Genomic DNA, 21,873 nt, shown 5'->3' with positions numbered 1-21,873 from the left:
CTGGGTCGATTCGGGACTCGGCCCCATGCGCACATCCAAGGAGCCTCGAGTGACGACCAGCGGCGACACGGCGACGACGGCAACACCCACGCGCACGAGGGTGGCACCCGGAACGGGCGCGATCCCACCCGCCGACATGGAACGCGCTGCCCAACACCTGACCGACATCTCTGCCTTCTTCTCGCAGCGGGTCGTGGGGCAGGAGAAGCTGCGCAGTTCACTGGTGGCGACCCTGATTGCGGGCGGCCACATCCTGCTCGAATCGGTCCCCGGCCTGGCGAAGACAACCGCCGCGGAGACGCTGGCGGCGGCGGTGAGCGGCACGTTCCACCGCATCCAGTGCACCCCCGACCTGATGCCCAACGACATTGTCGGCACGCAGATCTACAACTATGGGACGGGCTCGTTCACCACCCAGCTCGGTCCGGTGCACGCCAATCTGGTGCTGCTTGACGAAATCAACCGCTCCAGCGCCAAGACCCAATCGGCAATGCTTGAGGCCATGCAGGAGCGGCAGACCTCGATCGGCGGCGAGGTGTACCGCCTGCCGGACCCCTTCATGGTTCTGGCCACCCAGAACCCCATCGAGGAAGAGGGCACCTACGTCCTGCCCGAAGCGCAAATGGACCGCTTCTTGGTCAAGGAGGTGCTGACGTACCCGAACCCGCAAGACGAGGTCGAGATCCTCGATAGGGTTTCCTCCGGTCGGCAGGTCGCGGCGTTGCCGCAGGCCCCCGTCACCATCGCGGATGTCAAGTTCCTCCAGGAGTTGGTGGACGGCATCTACGTCGACAGCGCGATCAAGCGCTACATCGTCGACATCATCAACACCTCGCGCTTTTCGGGGCCGCGCCCAGTTCCGGGGCTGGCGGATCAGTTGCGCGTGGGCGCCAGCCCGCGCGGGGCCATCGCGCTCATGCGCGTCGGTCAGGCGATGGCGTTGCAGGCCGGACGCACGTTCGTGGTCCCCGACGACGTGAAGGCGGCCCGCCACGCGGTCCTGCGCCACCGCCTGGTGCGGACCTTCGACGCGCTGGCCAACGGCGTCGCGCCCGAACAGATCATTGACGTCATCTTCGACTACGTCCCGGCCCCCTAGGCGGGCGCCGTGACTGATCAACAGCGGCTGGCGCAGGTTCGCGCGCGGCTCGAACTGCCCATGCTGCGCCGCGCGGCGGGGCTGCTGGAGGGGCGCCACCGGTCCATTTTCAAGGGCCACGGGCAGGACTTCGACGACCTTTCGCTCTATAACCCCGGCGACGACATCGGCGATATCGATTGGAAATCATCGGCGCGCGCGGGCATCCCGATCATCCGCCGGTTCGTGCGCCAATCCAACCTCACCACCGTCCTGGCCGTCGATACGGGCAGCGAAATGGGGGCGACAGCGGCCTCGGGAGCGGAGACGAAGGGCGAGGTCGCGGTGTTCCTCGCATCGATCATCGCCTACGTTTCACGCGACCGCGGCGACAGGGTTGCGCTGGTCGCGGGCGACAGCGGCCGCATCCAGCAGCGCCCCCCGCGCGCCAGCACGCAGGACCTGGAAATCCTGCTGGAGCAGGTTTCCCGCATGTTCGACGTGTCCGCTCGGCCGCGTGATTTAGAACGAGTTCTGCGCCGCGTCGAGGATGCGTTTCACCGCAGGGCACTGGTCGTCCTGGTCACCGACGAGTCGCAACCGCACCCCGATTTGCTGCCCGTCTTACGCAGGCTACGGATGCGGCACACCATTTTGATCATTGCCGTCGGCGACGCGAACCCGTTTTCCCCCGAAATCGCGACCACCGACACCCCGATACAGGATGTGGCCGGGACGCTAGTGCTGCCGCCATTTTTGCGCGGGCGCACCACGCTGGCGCAGGCGGCGGGGCAGGCCGCCGCGCAAGCCCGCCACCGGGCCTTCGAGACGGCAAGGGCCGCGAAGGCGGACATGATGATCACGGCCGGAAGCGACAACGCCCTCGCCGACCTGGTGACCCTGCTGGGGAGGTACCGCTATGTCAGTTGACGAGATCGTGTCGCCCACCGGCTACGCGCTGTGGTGGCTGATCGCGGGCGTGATCGTCATCGCGGCGATCGTGATCGGCTGGGTGATCCTGTTCCTGCGCACCCGCCCGGACGCCCGCGATGATCGTGTCGCGCAGGCGCCAGCCGCAGATAATGCGGCCCGCTGGGATGCGGCGCGCGCCGCCGCGCGATCCAAGATCGACGACATCGAGGCAAACTGGCGCGACGGGTCGATATCCGAACGGCTCGCGCACCAGGAACTCGCCGCGGTGCTGCGCACGTTCGCCTCCATCCGCACACAGACGCCCGCGGCATCGCTGACGCTCAGCGAACTGCGCACGCGTCCCCAGTTGCGGCCCGCAGCGGATCTCATCGACGGACTGTACGGACCCGAGTTCGCGGTAAGCGAGCAGCTGAGCGTCGCCGCGGCCGCGGCGCGCGCGCGTGAGCTGGTGGCCACGTGGTGACCGTTCCCCTGGCTGCGACCGGCGGCCTGCGGCTCGCCGCCGCGACGACCTCCCAGATCACCCACTCGCTGACGTGGCCGTGGCTCGTGGGGGTGGGCGCGCTGGCACTCCTCGCGGCGATTGCCCTCGGCGTGTGGCTAGGGAGGCGGCCGCGCCGCGGCCGGCAGTCCCCCGCAGCGCCCCCGGCCCCCCCAGCGCACGCAGCGCCCCCAGAAACTGCGGCCACCGAGGCGGCCGCGCACGCCTCCCCCCGCATCGCCGCTGCCGGGGCATCCCAGCCGGGAACCGTCTGGGTCGCCAATTCGCGCCGCTTTCAGGACAACCCCGCCCTGCGCACCTGGCTGCGGCGCTACCGCCTGTGGCAGTGGCTCGGGATTGCCGCGGCCTGCACCGGACTGATCGGCGCGGCGACCGTCGCCGCGCGCCCGGTCACGACGGAAGTCAAACAAACAACCCTCGGGACCCGCGACATCGTGCTGTGCCTCGACATATCCGGTTCCATGCTCGAATATGACCGGCAAGTGGTTGAGGTGTTCTCGTCCCTTGTAAAAAACTTCGACGGCGAACGCATAGCCCTGTCGGTATTCAACGAGACCTCCCGGACCGTTTTCCCGCTCACCAACGACTACCAGCTGGTCTCGGAGCAGCTCTCGACGGCCTACCAGGCGCTCGATCCCTCCGTCATCGACTACGCGTCGCCCGACGCGGTCAACCGGTATCTCGACTTCACCAACGGGACGACGCTGACTGGCACGCAGTCTTCGCTCATCGGCGACGGTCTTGCCAATTGCGCGATGCTCTTCGACGATTCGGCGGCGTCCGGGCGGGCGCGCTCGATCATCCTGGCCACGGACAACGACCTGCGCGGCACCCCCGTGTACACGCTCGACCAGGCATTGGCGCTCACCAGCGAGCGCGACATTGAGGTCAGCGGCCTGTACGGCGCCTCCAGTTGGGTGCAGGACCCCTCCGTGGAAAGCTCCTACCGGACGTCGATCACGAATGCCGGCGGGCACTACTACAGGGTCGATGACGCCGACGCGGTGCGCGAAATTGTGCAGCGCGTCCAGGACCAGCAGGCCGTGGATCTGGGTGCAACCCCCGAAATCACCGAGTCGGAACGACCGTGGGGATGGATCATTGTCACCCTGCTTGGAGTTGCGATCTTGGTCGCGGCGCAGTGGAGGTTGCGCGAATGACCCTGCAACCGATACTTCCCGTCGCGGTCTTGGCGATCGTGGCGCTTGCCCTGGCCGCCGGATGCGCGCTGGGGTGGCGGGCCGCGCGGCGCGCGAGCGGCGGGCGCGCCGCCGGGTGGGACTGGGCGCGGCGCAGCGCCCTGGCGGTGATCGTGGTCGTCATGGCGGCCGGGCCGGCCGTGGCCAACGACCGCGTCGAGACGTACGCCTCGGGGGTGGAAATCTACTTCGTGGTCGATCGCACCGGCTCCATGGCCGCCGAGGATTGGGGCGACGCCGCGACTGCGGGAGGGGCGGATGGGGGTGAGGGGGCCTCGTCGATAGAGACCAGGTTGGACGGCGTGCGCACCGATATGGAGGCGATTGCCAAGCAGAATCCCGGGGCGCAATTTTCGATCATCAGCTTCGATTCCGTTGCCTCCCAGCAGTTGCCGTTGACCACCGATGCGCGCGCCGTCGCGTCGTGGGCGGCCACGCTCACGCAGGAGCAGACGCAGTATTCGACGGGTTCGCTCATTGACCGCCCGCTCGATTCGTTGACCAGTGCGCTGACCGATTCGTACCAAAACTCGCCGGGGAACAAGCGCATCGTCTACTTCATGTCGGACGGGGAAAATACGGCGAGCGGAACGCCGCGGTCCTTCGCCCCGCTTGCGTCCATGATCGACGGCGGGGCGGTGCTGGGGTACGGGACCGAGGCCGGGGGAAAGATGCGAATCAACGACCCGGCCGGAAACGATTCGGGATACATCCAGGATCCGACGCAGTCAGGCTCCACCGCGGCCGTGTCTCGCATCGACGAATCATCGCTGAAGTCGTTGGCCGGCGAGATGAACCTCGACTACGTCCACCGCACCGCGGATGTCGCGGTGACCCAGCAGGTGCCGGCAATCGAGGCCGGTGCGGACGCCTCCGCCACCAGCCGCACCGTCCGCGCCTACCAGCCCCTGTTGTGGCCCTTCGCCTTGGCCGCCGCCGGCCTGCTGGTGTGGGAAATCGTCATTTCGACGCGCCGCGCCGCGCGCAGAGTGGGAGTAGTAAGCCATGAGTAGGGGAAAGCGCATGTCCCGGACGAAGATCCGGTGGATCGCCTTCGGGTCTACCCTGCCACTGGCCCTGATAGGCCTTGGATCGGGGGGCCTGGCCGTTGCAACGACGTCGATGGGGTTGCTGGCGCAGCGCGCCTATTCGGCGGGCAATTATTCCCAGGCACATCGGTACTGGGGCTACGCCGACGCGCAAACCCTCATCGAATCCTGGAAGGCGCCGTTCGGGCAAGGAACGTCATCGCTGGCGGCGGGCGACTACGCGGGGGCCATCGCGGAACTGGGGCGGGCGTATCAGCGCACCGCGGAACTGCCGTCCGCCGTCGTTTCCACGGACGAATCCGCGCAATACCCGCGCTGTCAGGTCACGCACAACCTGGCGCTCGGCCACGAGGGGCTGGCCGATACCCTTGTCACCGAGGCGCAGGCGAAGGCGCAGGACGCCAATGGTGCCGATGACCCCACATCGGCTCTCAACGAGGCGATAGACCTGTACCAGCAGGCGGTGGACGCGTACCAGACGGCCATGTCGGTGCGCACGCAGGACGGATGCACTGACGATAAAGACGCCCACCAGCGCGAGGAGCAGAAGCGCCAGGAAGCAAATTCCGCCCTAGAGGATCTGCAAAACCCCAGCGACAACCAGGACCAGTCGGACGGGGACAGCAACGATTCCGATCAGCCGCCAGGAGACGAGTCGACCTCACCCGACGATTCGACGCAATCCGATTCGAACGACGCCGAACCCGGCGATAAACAAGACGAGAATCAGGACGACTCCAGCCAGCAGGGCGACAACCAGGACAATTCCGACCAGCAGGGCGACGAAAGCCAAGACGGGCAGGACGACCAGGACCAGTCACAGCAATCTCAGGAATCGCAGCAGGAGCAGGAACGCCAAGAGCAGCTTCAGGAACGCCAAAAGCAGGCAAAGGAGCGGGCCGATCAGCTCGATGGGCAGTCCGGCGAGGACGGCGGGGAACCGACCAAGGGCTGGTAGCCGCGCGGGTTGATTCGCAAGGGTCAGTGCATGATGGACTCGGCCCGGCGACGATGCACGCGGCCGGTTTCCCGCCGATCACGCATCGCCCGTGGAGAGCAGCGAGCTCACTGTGCGGTGTCGGCTATTCGAGTGCGACCACTTGATCCAAGAGAAGTGGTGTGGCCCCTGTTGAGCAATCGATGGCAACTCTGTTGAGAAGTGAAAATATGCTCAGATCCTTGCCCGATTGCATTTCAACAGCAAGCGCATCGACGGTTGGGCCCGAATTGTTGTTGAAGATTTCTGAGAATGCGGCATTGATCTGTCCACCGTCAGGGAGGGTGATTGTCAAATCTCCGGAATCAGATTCTGTCGTGGCGCTTCCCCCGGGGAGGATCAGTGGATGTTCAGCGCCCTCACTCTTTCCGTAGAGGCATCCTTCAGGCGAAACGCGAAGCGAGAGGCTGAAATCACGGGGCACTCCCGAGAAGTACGTTGAGACTTCGGAAGCTAGTAAGTCCGATTTCTGTAAAGTGCGATGAGGGAAGTCGACGGTAATCGTATCGCGACTGTCGTTGTAGGCGATGTCTTCAACCGCTAGGACAGGGAGACCTGTCGGGCAAAATCCAACGAGTTGCGAGAGACGCGAGGACTGGTCTAAGGGAGCCTCGCCCATCTGCGTGACAGCAGCCTCTATGCGCGGGGCTGAATCAGGCTTTCCCGAGGTAGCTTCCGGAACAGCAACACGATTGCCGTTCTTGTCTTTGACGAACGTGCCGATAGATGAGTTGTGACCGTTAGAAGGAAGTAGCAGGGGGTGAAGGTGGCCGTCAAGTACTCCGTATACGCAACCTCGACCGTCGCTAACCAAGTTAAGCGTCTTAGTGGCCGCTGCCTCTGGGAAATGTATCGCGTAGTCATCGTCGAGAATATCGCTTCTGACCGCAACTACTGATCCGGTCTCCTCGTCGAGATCGGTGCTCGGCGAATGTTTGGCGCAGGAACTTAGCGTCACGACAAGGGCTAGAAGAAGTCCCAGCAATCCTGCCCGCCGATTCGATCGCATCATTCCACTACGCATCGTGTGTTCCCCCTTGTTCACCTGATCGTCGTGTCCTGATGACGTGTCGAGCCCGTCCGCACTAAGGGCTTCGTGTCCAAAACTAGGTCGCGTCACCGCTGGCGTCAAATGCTCGCTTCGGCACGGGGCAGTGGCAGAGGCCTTGCGCCCGTGGCGCCCTCATTCGCCCGCAACCCTGGAAACCTACGCAACCGTAGGTTACGCTAGCGTAAGTTACGGAACCGTCACCCGGACACTGGAGGAAACCCATGCCAGCAGCCCCCTGGCAACCCAGCGCGCTGACCGCTGAGCCACTCGTCCAACTTGTGGATCACGCGGGACAGCGACGCGTCGACGACGTGTCGGCACCATACGAGCCGCTGGCGCGCGCCCTCGACGCCGACGCGTTGCGCACGTTCTACCGGGACATGACCCTGACCAGGCGCTTCGACGAGGAATCGACCTCGCTTCAGCGCCAGGGCGAACTCGCCCTCTTCACCCAGTCCAAAGGCCAGGAGGCCGCACAGATCGGCTCCGCCCACGCCATGCGACCGCAGGACTGGGCGTTCCCCGCCTATCGGGAGCACGGGGTCCTGCTGGTGCGCGGCGTCCCGTTGCGCCAGGAACTCCACCTCTTCCGCGGCATCGACCACGGCGGGTGGGACACCGAGCAGCACCGCGTTCACCTCAACACCCTAGTGATCGGCTCGCACGCCCTGCACGCCACCGGGTACGCCATGGGGATGAGCCGCGATGGGCTCGTCGGCACGGGGGATCCGACGAAGGACGAGGCCACCGTCGTCTATTTTGGCGACGGCGCAACCTCGCAAGGCGACGTGAGCGAGGCATTCAACTTCGCCGCGGTTAACCAGGCCCCGATCGTCTTTTTCTGCCAAAACAACCAGTGGGCCATCTCGGTCCCCGGCGAACTGCAGTACCGCGGACCGTTGTCCAGGCGCGGCGAGGGCTTCGGGGTTCCCGGCGTGCGCGTGGACGGCAACGACGCACTCGCCGTGTACGCGGTCACGAAGACGGCTCTCGACAAGGCCCGCGCGGGCGGTGGCCCGACCCTCATCGAGGCCGTCACCTTCCGCCGCGGCGCCCACACGACATCCGACGACCCGACGCGCTACCGCTCCGAGACCGAGGAGAAGTACTGGGCGGAACGCGACCCCATCGACCGCATCGTCGCGCTGCTGAAGGCGGAGGGCGCGTGGAGCGACTCGTTCGCCGCGCGGGTTCAGGCGGAGGGGGACGAGTTCGCCGACGAACTTCGAACCTACGTCCGGAGCCTGGGGCGACCCGACCCGATGACCATGTTCGACAACGTCTACACGACCCCGCACGCTATAAACGAGGCGGAACGCGAATGGATGCGCCAGTACGACGCCAGCTTCAAGAAGGGGGGATCGCGATGAACCAGCCGAGCCAGATGGTGCTGGCCAAGGCCCTGGGCCAGGCGATGCGCGCCGCACTCGCAGCCGATGAGAAGGTCGTGCTGATGGGCGAGGACATCGGTCCGCTCGGCGGCGTCTTCCGGGTCACCGACGGCCTGCAGGCCGAGTTCGGAACCGACCGCGTCGTCGACACCCCACTGGCGGAATCGGGCATCGTGGGAACGGCCATCGGACTCGCGCTGCGCGGCTACCGCCCGGTGGTGGAGATCCAGTTCGACGGCTTCGTCTTCCCGGCGTTCGACCAGATCACCACGCAACTCGCCAAGCTCCACTCGCGCTCGCGCGGGCGGCTGCGAGTGCCGGTGGTCATCCGCATCCCCTTCGGCGGCGGCATCGGCGCAGTGGAGCACCACAGCGAATCCCCCGAGGCCCTGTTCGCCCACACCGCGGGCCTGCGGGTCGTCAGCCCGGCAAACCCCGCCGACGCCTACGTCATGCTGCAAGAGGCCATCAGCTCGGACGATCCGGTCATCTTCCTCGAGCCCAAGGGCCAGTACTGGACCAAAGGCGACGTCGATCTCGCGGCTGGCCCGTACGGTTCGGCCGCCGTGGCCGGTCCCGCCGTCACGCAACGCTTCGACACCCTGAACAAGGCCCGCATCGCCCGCGAGGGGGACGACGTGACACTCATCGCGTACGGGCCATCGGTCGCAACGGCGCTCAAGGCCGCCGCAGCTGCCGAGACGGAGGGCACGAGCATCGAGGTGGTGGACCTGCGCGCGATCTCGCCGTTCGATATGGCGACTGTGAACTCGTCCGTGGCCAAAACCGGGCGGGCGATCGTCGTGCACGAGGCCCCCGTGTTCTTCGGGGCGGGTGGGGAGCTCGCTGCGAGGATCACGGAGGAGTGCTTCTATGAACTAGAGGCACCCGTCCTGCGAGTCGGTGGGTTCCACGCCCCCTACCCGCCCGCCAAAATCGAGCACGAGTATCTTCCTGGGCTCGACCGCGTCCTCGACGCCGTTGACCGGTCCTTGTCCTTCTAGTAACCCGAGGAGCATCCGATGCCGACCTACCAGCACTTTGAACTGCCCGATGCGGGCGAGGGCCTCACCGAGGCGGATATCGTCGAGTGGCGCGTCGCGCCGGGCGATCGGGTTGAGGTGAATCAGATCATTGTCGAGATCGAGACCGCGAAATCGCTGGTCGAGCTGCCGTCGCCGTGGAGCGGAATCGTGGCCGAGGTGCTGGTGCCCGCCGGGCAGACTGCCGCCGTGGGCGATCCGATCATCGTGATCGACGTCGACCCCGACGGCGAGCCTGGCACATCGGACGGGCCCGGCACATCGGACGGGCCCGGCGCATCGGCGCAGGGAAACCCGCCGGCCGCACCCAATTCGCCGGCAGAACCCATCGCGAACCGGTCGGCGACTGCGGCGGGAAGCTCGTCCTCCTCTGCCGCCGCGGGTTCGCCGGCTGGGGGTTCGCCGGCTGCGAGCGAGCCGGCTGCGGGCGGCGGGGCGGTGCTCGTCGGCTACGGCACGGCGGGCGAACAGGAATCACGCCGCCGCAGACCTGCTGCCGGTCGGGGTGACTCTGCGCTGTTGCGCGTGCTGGCCAAGCCACCCGTGCGACGGCTGGCACGCGACCTCGGCATCGATCTGGCGACCGTGACGCCCTCCGGGCCGGGCGGGATCGTCACGCGTGAGGACGTGCTGGCTCACCAGGTGCAGGTGCAGGCGCGGGAACTCGCGACCTACGAGGGCGACGACCAGCCGTGGCTGGCGGACGGCGAAGTTTCGCCGGACGGCAGGCAGACGCGGGTCCCGGTGCGGTCGGTACGCAAGCGCACGGCGGAGGCGATGGTCTCGAGCGCGTTCTCGGCGCCGCACGTGACGGTGTTCCACACGGTCGATGTCACTCGCACGATGAAGCTCGTGTCGATGCTGCGCGAGGACCGCGATTTCGCGGAGGTCCGCGTCACCCCGTTACTGATCGCCATGAAGGCGCTGCTCATCGCGATCGACCGCCACCCCGAGATCAACGCGTCCTGGGATGAGGCCCGGCAGCAGATCGTCTACAAGCACTACGTGAACCTGGGCATCGCGGCAGCCACGCCGCGCGGCCTGATCGTCCCGAACATCAAGGATGCTCACCGGCTCGGGCTGTTCTCGCTCGCTCGCTCGCTCGGTGAGCTCACCGCGAATGCGCGCGCGGGCAAGACTCGCCCCGCGGATATGAGCGACGGCACGATTACCATCACCAACGTCGGCGTGTTCGGCATCGACACGGGGACGCCCATTCTGAATCCGGGCGAGGCCGCGATCCTGGCGTTCGGCGCTATTCGCCAGCAGCCGTGGGTGCACAAGGGGAAGATCAAGGCGCGGCACGTGACGCAACTCGCGCTGAGTTTCGACCACCGCCTCGTGGACGGCGAGCTCGGCTCGCGCGTGCTCGCGGACGTCGCGAAGGTGCTCGAGGAACCCGCCCGCGCGCTGATCTGGGGCTAGCGGGCCGCGTAGGGTGTGGCGCAAGGCGTGTGGGGCCGGCATTATTTCCGACGAGGCCCGCCCTTCCCGCGCAACGTTCGCCTTGTTACCTATCGCGGGGCTTTGCGGCTCTTCCAGGTTCGAGTGGCACAGTGGACGGTGCGCAATGAAAGGAAGCCATGCCTGAACCTCTCGCGGTTGTGTTTGTGCACGGCACCAGAACGTCGTCGGGGATCTGGGATAGCCAGCGAAGCGCCCTAGCGGCGGCCGGGTTGGACAGCCTGGCCATCGATCTGCCGGGCCACGGGACCGACGTCACCTCCAGGTTCACGCTTGATTCCGCTTTTGCGCGGCTAGACCAGGCATTCGCCTCGTTTTCGCCGCAAACTCCCATCCTGCTGGTAGGGCTCTCCTTGGGCGGATATATCGCACTTGCCTATGCCGCCCAACGCCACCCGGCGCGGTTGGCGGGGGTGCTTGCCGCAGGCTGCGCTGCCGAAACTTCGGATAAGCCGCTGCGCGCCTATCGCGACGTGGCGAGCGCAATCGACCGCGCAGGCAAACGAATAGGGCCCCACCTACGCCAAGTCCGACGCTCCCTGCGGCGGCCCACAGCGCCCGACCGACTCCCGTCCACAGCGCCCGCCCGACTCCCGTCCACAGCGCCCGCCCGACTCCCAGCCACCGCGCCCGCCCGACTCCCGTCCACAGCGCCCGCCCGACTCCCAGCCACCGCGCCCGCCCGACTCCCAGCCACCGCGCCCGGCCGACTCCCGGCCACCGCGCCCCGACCCGACTGGCAGGTGGTGACCGACATGCTCACCGCATTGGCGGGAACCTCCGCGATAGATAGTCTGCGAGCCGTTGACTGCCCGGTCTGGCTCGTCAACGGGCAGCACTGCCATCTGCGGTTCGAGTTGCGCCGGTTCATGCGGGCGCGCCCTGACGCGCAAGCGGTCACGATCGCTGGGGCCGGACACGACGTCAACACGGATGCGCCGCGGGCGTTCAACACGGTCATGCTTGGCGTCGCCGCGCAGTTGTCTGCTAAACCCGTGGCCGAAGCAACCGCGGCGGAGACCGTGGCCAAGGCGCCCGTGGCCGAAGCGACTGCGGCGGAGACCGTGACCAAGGCGCCCGTGGCCGAAGCGACCGCGGCAGAGACCGGATCACTTGACCGGGCCAGGGAGCGGGATGCAAACCATGACTGATAGGAATGATCAACGCCGCCTGGCGGCCGTCATCGACGCGAGCCAGCGCATCGTGTTCTTCGGAGGAGCGGGTGTTTCCACCGAGTCGGGCATTCCCGATTTCCGTTCCGAAGCAGGCCTCTACAAGGCGCAGCGAGAATACGGCTACCGGCCCGAAGTGATTCTGTCTGCGGACTTCTTCGCGGCCCAGCCCGAGACGTTCTTCCGCTACTACTTCGAAAACCTGATCTACCCGAATGCTCGGCCCAACGCTGCGCACCGGGCACTTGCTTCGCTCGAACGCCGTGGGCGCCTGCTGGCGGTCGTGACGCAAAATATCGACGGACTCCACCAGGCGGCCGGATCGAAGGCGGTGTGGGAGCTACACGGGTCCGTGCACCGCAATTACTGCGTTCAGTGTCACCGCCCCTATTCGCTCGCCGACGTCATGAACGCGGCGGGCGTGTCCGCCGCGGACCTGGGAGGGTCCCGCACGCACGAAGCAAAGCAGCAACCCCACGACGGCCAAGAACCGCACAGCCAGCAACCCCACGACGGTCAGCAACCGCACAGCCCGCAACCGCATGGCGTCCGCGTACCCCGCTGCGCATGCGGTGGCATCATCCGGCCCGATGTCGTGCTGTACGGCGAGGGCCTCGATAGCGAAACCCTCGACGGCGCCGCGCGCTCGGTACGCAACTGCGACACGCTGATAATCGGCGGGACCTCGCTTGCCGTCTACCCCGCAGCAGGACTAGTCCAATTATTTCGAGGCGACAACCTGGTGCTCATCAACCTCACAAAGACCCCGGCGGACCAGATGGCCGACCTAGTTCTCCACGAGCCAATCGGGCAGGCGCTTGCGCCGTTTGCGCGGGCCTTGTAATCGTCTTCTTGCGCTTGCGCCGTTTGCGCGGGCCTTGTAACCGCCTCTTGCGCTTGCGCCCGCGCCCTGTGCCGGCACCGGCCCACCGCCGACGCCCCGCGCACGCCCACCGCCCTATTTCGAATAGGGAATGTCAGTGGACGGGGTGCTCGTCGATCCAATTCTGTGTGAATGTCAATAGCGCATCGTTGTCGTCCCGGTCCCCAATGCTGATGCGAACGCCGTCGCCCACGAACGGTCGCACCAAAATCCCGGCGTCCGTCGCGTCCGTCGCGAATTGCGCGGCGCGATCCGCGAGCGGGAACCACACGAAGTTGGCCTGAGTCACCGGTACTTCCCAGCCTTGGGCTGCGAGCGCCGCAACGACCCGCGCGCGTTCGGCGACCAACGCATCGACTCGCTGCATCAGCTCATCATGAGCGCGAAGCGAGAGTATCGCCGCCCTTTGCGCCATAGTCGAAACCCCGAACGGGATCACCGTCGCGCGCACCCCGGCGATGAGGTCGGGCGCCCCCACCGCGTAGCCCACGCGGAGCCCGGCCAGACCATAGGCCTTCGAAAAGGTCCGCAGCAGCATCACGTTGGGGAACTCCGCGACCAGCTCCAACCCGCGTACGGGGTCTTCTCCGCGCACGAACTCCAGGTATGCCTCGTCGACAATAACCAGCACGTTTGACGGAATCTGCGCGATGAACTCCCGCAGGGCGCTGTGCCCGAGAGCCGTGCCGGTCGGGTTGTTCGGTGTGCACACGACTACGACTTTGGTTTTTTCTGTCACTGCTGCGGCCATGGCGGGCAGGTCAATCTGGTACGCCGCATTCAGCGGCACTTTGACGCTTCGCCCGCCGACGATGTCGACGATGATCGGGTACGCCTCGAACGAACGCCACGGGTATACGACTTCATCGTCGGGCCCCACGAACGCTTGCAAAATGTGGCCAAAGACGCCGACGGAGCCGGTACCTACGACCAAATTGTCCGGGGCGATTGAGACGGCTACTTTCGGATCCGCCGGATCGGCGCTGTTCGCCGCATGTGCCGCGGCGGCTTGCCGGTCGAGATAGTCGGCTAACTCGCCCAGGAGATCGACAGTCCCCATGTCCGGGTAGCGGTTGATGCCGCGCAATTCCCGTTCCAGTTCCGCGGCCACGGAGGCGAGGGGCGGGTAGGGGTTCTCGTTCGATGCCAGCCGGTGGACGCGCGCGTCCTTGTCGGGCCTGGCCCCAGGAACATATTTCGGCAACGAGGCCACCTGCGGCCGTAGAGCGACATTTCGAATTGGATTCGTTTCCGGTGCCATGACTGACATTGTCTCACTGTCCTATCGGCGGACTCGCCGCGCCTTGTCGTACGCCCGAAGCTCCTACACGCTCCCTCACGGCCGTAACCGCACCCGCCGACCGCACCCGCCGACCGTTGCCGCACCCGCTGACCGCACCCGCCGACCGCCACGCGCAAGCAGCCACAGCGTGCAACCATAGAGATATGAACTTCCTTGCGCGCATCGTTGTCAATGCCATCGCGATCTGGGTCACAACGCTGCTGCTCGGCAGCAATTTCGTCGTGCACGGCGGAAACTCGCTCCTCGGAACGATTGCGGTATACCTCGCAGTGGCACTGATTTTCGCCATCGCGAACGCGATAGTGAAGCCGATCCTGAAGTTCTTCACGTTCATCTTCTACGTACTCACGCTCGGCCTATTCGGCCTGGTCGTCAACGCACTCGTCCTCTTAGCTGTGGATGCAGTGACGTCGGGTCGCTCGTGGGGACTGCAAATCGGAGGTTTCTGGTGGGCGGTCCTGGCGGGCCTGATCGTCGCAATCGTGAATGCTGTGCTGATGGGACTATTCGACATAGGAAATAAATCGGGATCAGGGCTGGCCCGCCGATAGTTTTGGGACGAAGCCCAGCCCCGCAAACCAGTGCCCGCCCGCGCCGTCGGTCTCCGTAACACCGACGGCAGCGGGCACGACACATATCGACCGTCCCAAAGGCTCGCCGCGCCCGACCCGCCCGATTCGCCGGAGCGAATGGCTGCAAATGACACACGTGCGTCCAACCCGTGGGCGAAAGGCAGACTTCGCCGCCACGACCTCCGCGCGCCAAGGGGCTTGCGGCAAGGAACCGATCGTGGACAGGATGCCACGCCCGCAGCCGACAGGCCTGGAGCGACACGCGAAGAGAAGCCCCCGGAACACTATCGCCAACCAATTCCGTATATGCCGTCGCATCGGTGCATAGCTCTCACGCTGACTCACGTCCGCAAGGGCGGATTCCTGTTGCGAGTCGGGTCCGATTCGATGACTTGGCCATCGCAAGCACCGGACACGTGATCCAGCCGCGACAGCGACTGGAATCGCGACCGCGACTGGGACCGCGACTGGGACAGCGACTGGAATCGCGACCGCGACTGGGACCGCGACTGTGACAGCGACTGGAATCGCGACCGCGACTGGGACCGCGACTGTGACAGCGACTGGAATCGCGACCGCGACATGGGCCCCGGCGGCGCGTGGGCCCCCCGCGGTGTCTTGTTTTCGTCGCCGCGTCCCATCGGGTGGGGGGGCCTTGTCGCGTGCGTGACGACCGGCCGCCCCTGCCACATCGAGACGGCCCAGTAGCCGCGTTCGATCGTCCGGTGGTGCGACCAGCACAGAAGTACCCCGTTGTCGACGACGGTCTTTCCGCCCAGCGCCCACGGCGTCACATGGTGCGCCTCGCACGCGGCAGCGGGTACCGCGCAGTGCGGAACGAGGCACGTATTTCCATCACGGGCCGCGATCGCTCGCCGCTGATGCCCGCTAAAGGCGCGGGATGGCGTTTCCAGGACAGCGACGCGCCCAGAAGGGGCCGTCCACACACGTTGCACGCCAGCGTTGCAGGCCCACTGCTCGACCATAGACCGGGGCACCGCCACACCCGCGATATCGCCTGTCCGGGCGAGTTCGTCATTGTCCGGATCAGCTGCAATCGTCACCAGCACTGCCGCCGCGCCACCAAACCGTTGCGTCGAGCCATAGTCCGCCAGGAGCGTTGCAAGCAAATCCGCGCCAAGCTGTTGCAGCGTTCTGCGGTCATCGCAAGCGCGCACTAAGGCGTTGTCGGGAAGGGCACCGCCTCGCGCGCCGCCCGCACAGGTGCCCCCCGCAATGCCATCACCGCCACCGCCACCGCCAACGCCACCCTCACTGGCTTCCCGCATCCGATCCGTCTGCGCGTCAATGAGCGCATGGAACCGCGCCGCGACATCGGTCGGCACCTCGCCACGGACTTTGTGCAGGCCCCGGACGGCCCGCTTCGATATCCACAGCTGGCGATTCTTAGCGGCGACGTCAGCGCGAGGCTCAACGCCGTCCGGGTCGATCCTGTCCTTCCACAATCGTGCGGCGCTGGCAACCAGGTCGCACGAGTGCGCCAAACCGGCTCCGGGACCGTCCACGATACGGCCAGTGGCCATGTCGATCAGCGCGTGCTCCGCCGCCGCAAAATCGTCTAAATCCGCGCGCTGCCACGTGTCCCCCAGGCCTGCCACAATGGCGCTGGCCGTCTCGACGTTGAGCGCGCCGCAGCCAACCGCATCGGCCAGATTCCTAAACTGCGGCTCCAGCACCTCGCCAGTAAGTGTCACCCGCTGCGCGGTTGCATTCGCGAGGCCGACAATCATCCGCGCGGACCGCCCGCTCAGCCGGGTCACGCCCTCGACAAGCGCCGTTGCATTCCGATACCCGTGCCGGCGAGCGACATTTTGGTCGATATCCGGCACCTGGCACTCGGCCATAATGCATGCCACTTGTGCGACTGCGGCGGATTCCAGGGCACGGATCCGGGCATAAATGCTGTCCAAGGCGGCGACAGCCGCATCACCGGGGTCGGCGGCGAGCGAGCCATCGAGCGCCTGCTCGACGGCAGGAGCCGATGGCGCCCCGGCGCTGACAACCACAATCTTCGCATCCATGAAACAAGCGTTTCACGACCGTCTGACATTGCCGCGCGCAAGCACCCATCGACACAACCTGCCTAGGCGCTATTTCTCGTTGCCACCAGGCAGCCTTGCGACCACAAACTCCCCCCATTCGGCAACCTTGGCAGGCCATTGATCGCGCGGATTCGCCCGCGCCCATGCGGTCAGATTTGTCAGCCAAAGCTCGAACGAGTCCCCCTCGCCGACAAACACATACCCGCGATCACCCGCCTTGCCGACCGAGAACTCGATGTTGCGCTGCATCAATTGCGCCGCCGCAAGCACCATGAGTCCGTCCTCGACGCTTTCCAGGTCCAGTTCCGGTTCCATCGCACCACCGTACCGTGGCGGATTCCCGGCACGTCGCCCCGATCCCGGCACGGCCCCGCCCGGCCCCCCGATCCCGGCACGGCCCCGCCCCTATGATGGGACGGTGACAAACGCGAACGCGAGCCTCGTCCCTGTTTTGCCCCGCAACTTACCCGGCGGCGCCACGCTCCGCGAAGCCCGCCGCGGAGACGAGGACGAGATCATCGGCCTCATCCAGGAACTCGCCGAGTATGAACGCGAACCAGCCGCGGTGAAGAACAATTCCCAAATGCTCCGCGAAACCCTCTTTGGCGCCTCACCGTCGGTGTTTGCGCACGTCATCGAGGCGGACGGGCGCATCATCGGCATGACGGTGTGGTTCATCAACTACTCGACGTGGACCGGGCGACAGGGGATTTACCTCGAAGACCTCTACGTTTCGCCCGCCTACCGCGGTCGCGGCTACGGGCTCGCATTGCTCCAAAACCTGGCGCGGATCTGCGTCGAGCGGGGGTACACCCGCCTCAATTGGGCGGTATTGAACTGGAACAAACCCTCGATCGACCTCTACGACGCGATCGGCGGGCATGGCCAGACCGATTGGACCACCTACGTCTTGGACGGCGAGAGACTGCACGAGTTCGCCTCCAGCCCCGGCAAACCCACCACCACCGCGCCATAGGCCCCACCACGGGTGCCGGTGGGGAATTCCGAATAACCCGGCCAGCCGCCGAATCCAGTACTTGGTATGTTCGGATGGTGGCCACCAGGTTTCCCAGATCGGTATACGGCGCAGGCAAAGAACCGGACGCGCGGTTCAGCCTCGCAAATGAGCGCACCTTCTTGGCATGGGTTCGCACGGCGGTCGCGCTCATTGCCGCCGGCGTCGCACTCGAAGCGCTGGCGTTGCCGTTGCAGCCCAGTCTTCGTCTGGCGGCATCCGTAGTCCTGATCGTGCTGGGCCTGGCGGTGACCATCGCCTCGTACGCCGGGTGGGCGCGCGCCGAAAAGGCGATGCGCCGCGGCACGGAACTACCCGCCTCGATCGCGCTGATCGTGCTGGTGGCGGGCGTTGCGGTGGCCGGAGTGTTGGTCCTTCTGGCAGTCGTTTTGCGGTGACGGTCAAGCCGCGCCGGGTGGCCTCGTCGCCGATCCCAAAGCGGCGCGATGCCGCGCGGGCGGCGGCCGCCCCACCCGCCGCGCGTCCCCCCTCGCTGCTGCTGTTTGCGGAGCGCACGCGCATGGCCTGGCGGCGCACGCTCCTGTCCGCGGCGGTGGTGTCGCTCGCCTCGCTGCGGCTGCTACCGAACGCGATCGGCGGGGCGGGGATAGTGCTCCCGGCCATCGCCCTGCTCGGACTCGCGGCGCTGTGGGTGGCGGCTTCCCGGCGCGCGAACCGCATCGATAAGGCGGTTGCTCAGGGACGAGCGCTCCCCGGCTCCCTGGCACTGTTTTCACTGGCGGCAACCGCCTTTGCGGCCGGGATCGCCGGGTTGATTCTGGTCGTCATCGCCCGCTGAGGGGGCGCGTGTCGGTGGCCCGCGCTAACGTATAGTTGAGTCGCAACGACCGTGCGACGCTCAATCGAAAGGCGGATCCCATGCGCACCATAACCCTTCCGGGCACGGATATCACGGCCCCCAACGTCGTGTTGGGAATGATGCGTATCGCCTCCAGATCCGACGATCAGATCAGGCAATTGGTGGGATCCGCCCGCGACGCGGGCATCGATTTCTTCGATCACGCAGATATCTACGGACCCGAACTGCATGAATGCGAGCGTCGATTTGCGCAGGCGATGCAGTTGACCGCGTCCCAGCGCGACCAGATCACCCTGCAAACCAAGGCCGGCATCGTCACCGACGGGCCCTATTACGATTTTTCGTACGACCATCTGGTGGAATCCGTCAACGGCTCGCTCCGGGCCCTGCGAACGGACTACATCGACATACTGCTACTGCACAGGCCCGATGCACTCGTCGAGCCGGACGAGGTCGCCCGCGCTTTTGACGACCTGGCCGCTGCGGGGAAGGTCCGCCATTTCGGAGTGTCGAACCACACTCCCCGCCAGATTGATTTGCTGCGCGCCTGCGTGCGCCAACCGATCGTGGCCAATCAGTTGCAACTCTCGATCACGCATTCGCCCATCATCGCCCAGGGCATCGCGGCCAACATGGACACCGAGACGCAGTCGACGACGCAGGACGGGGGCGGGATCGTGGACTATTGCCGCCTGCATGACATAACCATCCAGGCGTGGTCCCCCTATCAAGCGGGGTTCTTCACCGGCCCATTCATCGACAATCCGGAGTTCGCGGAGCTCAATCAGTTGCTCGACGGGCTAGCCGCGCGTTACAACGTAACGCCCACCGCGATCGCGACGGCCTGGATCACGCGCCACCCCGCCGGGATGCAGGTGGTGCTGGGCACGACTACGCCGCGCCGCGTGATCCAGGCCGCCGCCGGTTCGGAGATTCCGCTGACCCGTGCCGAGTGGTACGCGCTGCTGCGCGCCGCGGGACACATCGTGCCCTAGGGCGCAGCCGGTGGTCGGCGAAACAGCGGATTTACATCACTGCGGACGCGAATTGGCGAATCTCGCGCGCGGCCTGCTGGGGGCGGTGGACCATAGCCTCGTGCCGGTGCCCGCGAATCTCGTTGTATTGGGCTCCCGGAATGGCGGCGGCCACCTCCAGCGCCCACCGTCGCGGCACCACCCGATCCTGGCTGCCCCGCAGCACGAGCGTCGGGACGCGGATGAGCGGATAGCGGTGTTCCACGTCGTGTTCGAGCATCCGTCGCACCTTGCCGAGGAACCACCACGGGCCGGCGCGCACGTAGGTCTCGAGCCCAGCGGCGAGGACCTGCGGCTTCTCGCCTGCCAGATCCTGAAGCAGGCGGCGGGTTTGCTGCCATGCGGAGCGCTCGTACCTATTGATTGTTGGGGCGATGAGGACCAGCCCAACGCAGTCGGCCGGGTGCGCGATCGCGGTCTCCGTGGCAACCTGCGTGCCCATCGAGTGCCCGACGAGGATGACTTTCTTCAGCGCCAGATCATCGATGAAATGAGCGACGAGTTCCCCCATCGCTGCCATGGTTCCGTTGTGCCGCGGCTCGGGCGAATCACCGAACCCGGGCAGGTCCAGCGCATACACGTTTCCGGCGCGTTGAAGTTCGCCGGCCAACGGCTCCATGGCGCGCCTGCCCATGCCAATCCCGTGCACGACCACGAAGGTGGGGACGGACGAGTCCGGGCCACAGTAGTCGAATTCCGAATACTCCATCTCCGCAAGTCGATGGTGGTACGAGTGCACTGTCGGCTCCGCAAACGATTGCGGACCAGGATTCGCGGCGCCGCCGGACGCTGCGCCGATGCCCGCCGCGGCCACGCCAACGGCCGCGGCCCGTGGACCGTCGTCGCTCAAGATGTGCCGCAATCGTGTTTCTCCCCTCGTCGCTAGGCGCGGCGCGCCCTGACCATCTTCGGGCATACGGGGCCCCGCGTCCACGCCCGGGTCGTGCGCGCAACGCTGGCGGCCCGGACGTCAGCCCCCGCAAACCTCGTCCGGCGAACGAGGGGCCGTGCGCAAGTTGGCAAGGGGCGAGTACCTGGGAACCCACTTCGCCAACGCCCCCGCCGCCAGGCCCCGGTACACGCCGCCGCGATGATTCCGGCCGCGAGAGATCCGGCGGCGGCGCCCGCCGACAGGAGCAGCGGCCCCGCCGCGTCGCCGGTGTCCTGGAAGAGCCGCCACACGGACAGGAACCTGGACCGCTGATCCGGGGGCGCCATGTCGGCCCCCAGCGTCATGACGATGCCGGATCCAACTCCGTTCGCCACCCCCAAAATGCCCGCCACGCAGCCCAAACCCGCGGCGGTTCCGGTCAAAGGAACTAGCGCCGTGCCGAGCGCCATGAGCGCCATTGAGGGAACCGCGACCCACAGCCGACCGAACCTATCCATGACCTTCCCCGCCGGATAGAACAACACCATGTCTAGCCCACCGGCGATCCCCACGATGAGCGAGGTGGTCGATTCGTGCAGGCCGATGTGCTCCGCCCACAGCGGTATCACGTTCTGCCTGGCGCCGCGCACGGCGGAGACAAGGAGTATCGCCGTGCCCATGCGCGCAAACAGGCCCCTATGCAGCAGCGCCAAGCGCCACGCCGATAATTGCCCCGGCGCCGTTGCCCGCCCGCGAGCGGAACCAGCACCGGCGCCGCGGGAGCGGCGCGGAACCCCGGCGGTATCTGCGCCAAGCAGGCTGAGAAGCAGCACCGTGGCTCCCGCTGAACCGATGCCGAGCCACAGCACCGACCCCACCCCGAACAGGGCGATGAGCCCGGCCCCCGCGAATGGCCCGATGAACAGCCCAATGCGGTGAAACCCTCCCAGCGTCGACATCACCCGTGCTCGCTGAAGCGGGGGTGTCACCTCGGTCAAATACGCCTGGCGCGCCAGGTTATACACGGCGGACGCGGCCCCGACCGCGAACACGCCCCCGGCCAGTCCGACGAGGTTTCCTGCCAGGACCGCAACCAGGTAGGACCCGACTGCCATGGTCCCGGCAACCATCATCGCAACGCGGTCACCGACTCGCGCCGATAGGGCGCCGGCGGGTAGATCGAAGAGGATTTTGCCGACGGGGATCAGGGCCGCGATGAGCGCGGCATGCGTGAGGTTCCCGCCCGCGATTGTGGTCAATGCGGGAATGATGGGAATGAGCGCCCCGAGCCCCACCTCGAACAGCAGCGTCGGAACAAAGGCCCCCAAGACAACGGTCCGCAGCGGGAAAATCGGATCTTTGCGTTCGCCGGTACCGGGTGCAGCTGCGTTGCGGCTTGACTTCATATCGATTTCGCGCGGACACTCGGTTTT

At 66.3% G+C, this 21,873-nt stretch carries 22 protein-coding genes; 16 read left to right on the top strand and 6 right to left on the bottom strand.

Going from position 1 to position 21,873, the window contains the following annotated elements:
• Positions 1–136 precede the first annotated feature (136 nt).
• From FB389_RS07140 to FB389_RS07115, 6 genes are read left to right on the top strand one after another with little or no spacing between them, the layout of a single operon-like run.
• The gene (locus FB389_RS07140) at positions 137–1,099 is read left to right on the top strand and encodes an AAA family ATPase (protein WP_211345016.1); all 963 of its coding nucleotides are present in this window, start codon (positions 137–139) and stop codon (positions 1,097–1,099) included.
• Positions 1,100–1,108: 9 nt separating this feature from the next.
• The gene (locus FB389_RS07135; protein ID WP_142112288.1) at positions 1,109–2,008 is read left to right on the top strand and encodes a DUF58 domain-containing protein; all 900 of its coding nucleotides are present in this window, start codon (positions 1,109–1,111) and stop codon (positions 2,006–2,008) included.
• Complete coding sequence (locus tag FB389_RS07130) at positions 1,998–2,474, top strand: hypothetical protein (protein ID WP_142112286.1); 477 nt, start codon at positions 1,998–2,000, stop codon at positions 2,472–2,474. Before FB389_RS07135 ends, FB389_RS07130 begins: the two co-directional genes overlap by 11 nt.
• Positions 2,471–3,673: a vWA domain-containing protein gene (locus FB389_RS07125; RefSeq protein WP_142112285.1), complete on the top strand. Its 1,203-nt coding sequence runs from the start codon at positions 2,471–2,473 to the stop codon at positions 3,671–3,673. The genes FB389_RS07130 and FB389_RS07125 overlap by 4 nt, the downstream gene beginning before the upstream one ends.
• Positions 3,670–4,725, top strand: a complete 1,056-nt coding sequence (locus FB389_RS07120) for a VWA domain-containing protein (protein WP_170207919.1) — start codon at positions 3,670–3,672, stop codon at positions 4,723–4,725. Before FB389_RS07125 ends, FB389_RS07120 begins: the two co-directional genes overlap by 4 nt.
• Positions 4,718–5,719: a hypothetical protein gene (locus FB389_RS07115; protein ID WP_142112281.1), complete on the top strand. Its 1,002-nt coding sequence runs from the start codon at positions 4,718–4,720 to the stop codon at positions 5,717–5,719. The genes FB389_RS07120 and FB389_RS07115 overlap by 8 nt, the downstream gene beginning before the upstream one ends.
• Positions 5,720–5,843: 124 nt before the next feature.
• Here FB389_RS07115 and FB389_RS07110 read toward each other — a convergent pair whose 3' ends face one another.
• Positions 5,844–6,803, bottom strand: coding sequence for a hypothetical protein (locus FB389_RS07110; protein WP_142112279.1), 960 nt, complete (start codon positions 6,801–6,803; stop codon positions 5,844–5,846).
• A 227-nt stretch (positions 6,804–7,030) separates the two neighbouring features.
• Between FB389_RS07110 and pdhA the strand changes: the two genes are divergently transcribed.
• From pdhA to FB389_RS07085, 5 genes are all read left to right on the top strand, one after another.
• A complete protein-coding gene (gene pdhA, locus FB389_RS07105) occupies positions 7,031–8,179 on the top strand; it encodes a pyruvate dehydrogenase (acetyl-transferring) E1 component subunit alpha (RefSeq protein WP_142112278.1) in 1,149 nt (382 codons plus the stop codon).
• The gene (locus FB389_RS07100; RefSeq protein ID WP_142112276.1) at positions 8,176–9,204 is read left to right on the top strand and encodes an alpha-ketoacid dehydrogenase subunit beta; all 1,029 of its coding nucleotides are present in this window, start codon (positions 8,176–8,178) and stop codon (positions 9,202–9,204) included. Before pdhA ends, FB389_RS07100 begins: the two co-directional genes overlap by 4 nt.
• An 18-nt stretch (positions 9,205–9,222) precedes the next feature.
• Positions 9,223–10,668, top strand: a complete 1,446-nt coding sequence (locus FB389_RS07095; protein WP_142112274.1) for a dihydrolipoamide acetyltransferase family protein — start codon at positions 9,223–9,225, stop codon at positions 10,666–10,668.
• 158 nt (positions 10,669–10,826) lie between these two features.
• The gene (locus FB389_RS07090) at positions 10,827–11,858 is read left to right on the top strand and encodes an alpha/beta fold hydrolase (protein WP_142112272.1); all 1,032 of its coding nucleotides are present in this window, start codon (positions 10,827–10,829) and stop codon (positions 11,856–11,858) included.
• A complete protein-coding gene (locus tag FB389_RS07085; protein ID WP_142112270.1) occupies positions 11,851–12,723 on the top strand; it encodes an NAD-dependent deacylase in 873 nt (290 codons plus the stop codon). Before FB389_RS07090 ends, FB389_RS07085 begins: the two co-directional genes overlap by 8 nt.
• A gap of 133 nt (positions 12,724–12,856) precedes the next feature.
• On the opposite strand, the gene hisC is transcribed toward FB389_RS07085, so the two are convergent.
• A complete protein-coding gene (gene hisC / locus FB389_RS07080; protein ID WP_342776028.1) occupies positions 12,857–14,032 on the bottom strand; it encodes a histidinol-phosphate transaminase in 1,176 nt (391 codons plus the stop codon).
• 176 nt (positions 14,033–14,208) lie between these two features.
• On the opposite strand from hisC, the gene FB389_RS07075 reads away from it, so the two are divergent.
• Positions 14,209–14,616, top strand: coding sequence for a phage holin family protein (locus FB389_RS07075; protein WP_142112268.1), 408 nt, complete (start codon positions 14,209–14,211; stop codon positions 14,614–14,616).
• Positions 14,617–14,978: 362 nt separating this feature from the next.
• Here FB389_RS07075 and FB389_RS07070 read toward each other — a convergent pair whose 3' ends face one another.
• Together FB389_RS07070 and FB389_RS07065 are read right to left on the bottom strand one after the other, a co-directional pair.
• Positions 14,979–16,679, bottom strand: a complete 1,701-nt coding sequence (locus tag FB389_RS07070; RefSeq protein ID WP_142112266.1) for an HNH endonuclease signature motif containing protein — start codon at positions 16,677–16,679, stop codon at positions 14,979–14,981.
• A gap of 69 nt (positions 16,680–16,748) precedes the next feature.
• Complete coding sequence (locus tag FB389_RS07065) at positions 16,749–17,015, bottom strand: hypothetical protein (RefSeq protein ID WP_142112264.1); 267 nt, start codon at positions 17,013–17,015, stop codon at positions 16,749–16,751.
• Between the two features lie 103 nt (positions 17,016–17,118).
• On the opposite strand from FB389_RS07065, the gene FB389_RS07060 reads away from it, so the two are divergent.
• The 4 genes from FB389_RS07060 to FB389_RS07045 all read left to right on the top strand — a co-directional run bounded on the left by FB389_RS07060 (position 17,119) and on the right by FB389_RS07045 (position 19,530).
• A complete protein-coding gene (locus FB389_RS07060) occupies positions 17,119–17,676 on the top strand; it encodes a GNAT family N-acetyltransferase (RefSeq protein WP_246043573.1) in 558 nt (185 codons plus the stop codon).
• Between the two features lie 74 nt (positions 17,677–17,750).
• Positions 17,751–18,113, top strand: coding sequence for a YidH family protein (locus FB389_RS07055; RefSeq protein ID WP_142112261.1), 363 nt, complete (start codon positions 17,751–17,753; stop codon positions 18,111–18,113).
• Complete coding sequence (locus tag FB389_RS07050) at positions 18,110–18,514, top strand: DUF202 domain-containing protein (protein ID WP_142112259.1); 405 nt, start codon at positions 18,110–18,112, stop codon at positions 18,512–18,514. The genes FB389_RS07055 and FB389_RS07050 overlap by 4 nt, the downstream gene beginning before the upstream one ends.
• Before the next feature lie 80 nt (positions 18,515–18,594).
• Positions 18,595–19,530 (top strand): aldo/keto reductase, encoded by a 936-nt coding sequence (locus FB389_RS07045; protein ID WP_142112257.1) that lies wholly within the window; start codon positions 18,595–18,597, stop codon positions 19,528–19,530.
• Between the two features lie 31 nt (positions 19,531–19,561).
• Here FB389_RS07045 and FB389_RS07040 read toward each other — a convergent pair whose 3' ends face one another.
• Complete coding sequence (locus FB389_RS07040) at positions 19,562–20,419, bottom strand: alpha/beta fold hydrolase (RefSeq protein WP_170207918.1); 858 nt, start codon at positions 20,417–20,419, stop codon at positions 19,562–19,564.
• A gap of 32 nt (positions 20,420–20,451) precedes the next feature.
• Entirely contained in the window at positions 20,452–21,846 is a 1,395-nt protein-coding gene (locus tag FB389_RS07035) for an MFS transporter (RefSeq protein WP_246043572.1), read from the bottom strand.
• Positions 21,847–21,873 lie beyond the last annotated feature (27 nt).

The sequence above is a fragment of the Rarobacter incanus genome, assembly GCF_006715765.1.
GTDB lineage: Bacteria > Actinomycetota > Actinomycetes > Actinomycetales > Cellulomonadaceae > Rarobacter > Rarobacter incanus.
This window is presented reverse-complemented; position numbering and strand designations above follow the sequence as displayed.

Bases quoted from the DNA above. Each gene is read 5' to 3' on its own strand.
- FB389_RS07140 (WP_211345016.1), top strand. From the start codon at position 137: ATGGAACGCGCTGCCCAACACCTGACCGACATCTCTGCCTTCTTCTCG.
- FB389_RS07130 (WP_142112286.1), top strand. From the start codon at position 1,998: ATGTCAGTTGACGAGATCGTGTCGCCCACCGGCTACGCGCTGTGGTGG.
- FB389_RS07120 (WP_170207919.1), top strand. From the start codon at position 3,670: ATGACCCTGCAACCGATACTTCCCGTCGCGGTCTTGGCGATCGTGGCG.
- FB389_RS07115 (WP_142112281.1), top strand. From the start codon at position 4,718: ATGAGTAGGGGAAAGCGCATGTCCCGGACGAAGATCCGGTGGATCGCC.
- pdhA (WP_142112278.1), top strand. From the start codon at position 7,031: ATGCCAGCAGCCCCCTGGCAACCCAGCGCGCTGACCGCTGAGCCACTC.
- FB389_RS07100 (WP_142112276.1), top strand. From the start codon at position 8,176: ATGAACCAGCCGAGCCAGATGGTGCTGGCCAAGGCCCTGGGCCAGGCG.
- FB389_RS07095 (WP_142112274.1), top strand. From the start codon at position 9,223: ATGCCGACCTACCAGCACTTTGAACTGCCCGATGCGGGCGAGGGCCTC.
- FB389_RS07090 (WP_142112272.1), top strand. From the start codon at position 10,827: ATGCCTGAACCTCTCGCGGTTGTGTTTGTGCACGGCACCAGAACGTCG.
- FB389_RS07085 (WP_142112270.1), top strand. From the start codon at position 11,851: ATGACTGATAGGAATGATCAACGCCGCCTGGCGGCCGTCATCGACGCG.
- hisC (WP_342776028.1), bottom strand. From the start codon at position 14,032: ATGTCAGTCATGGCACCGGAAACGAATCCAATTCGAAATGTCGCTCTA.
- FB389_RS07075 (WP_142112268.1), top strand. From the start codon at position 14,209: ATGAACTTCCTTGCGCGCATCGTTGTCAATGCCATCGCGATCTGGGTC.
- FB389_RS07070 (WP_142112266.1), bottom strand. From the start codon at position 16,679: ATGGATGCGAAGATTGTGGTTGTCAGCGCCGGGGCGCCATCGGCTCCT.
- FB389_RS07065 (WP_142112264.1), bottom strand. From the start codon at position 17,015: ATGGAACCGGAACTGGACCTGGAAAGCGTCGAGGACGGACTCATGGTG.
- FB389_RS07055 (WP_142112261.1), top strand. From the start codon at position 17,751: ATGGTGGCCACCAGGTTTCCCAGATCGGTATACGGCGCAGGCAAAGAA.
- FB389_RS07045 (WP_142112257.1), top strand. From the start codon at position 18,595: ATGCGCACCATAACCCTTCCGGGCACGGATATCACGGCCCCCAACGTC.
- FB389_RS07035 (WP_246043572.1), bottom strand. From the start codon at position 21,846: ATGAAGTCAAGCCGCAACGCAGCTGCACCCGGTACCGGCGAACGCAAA.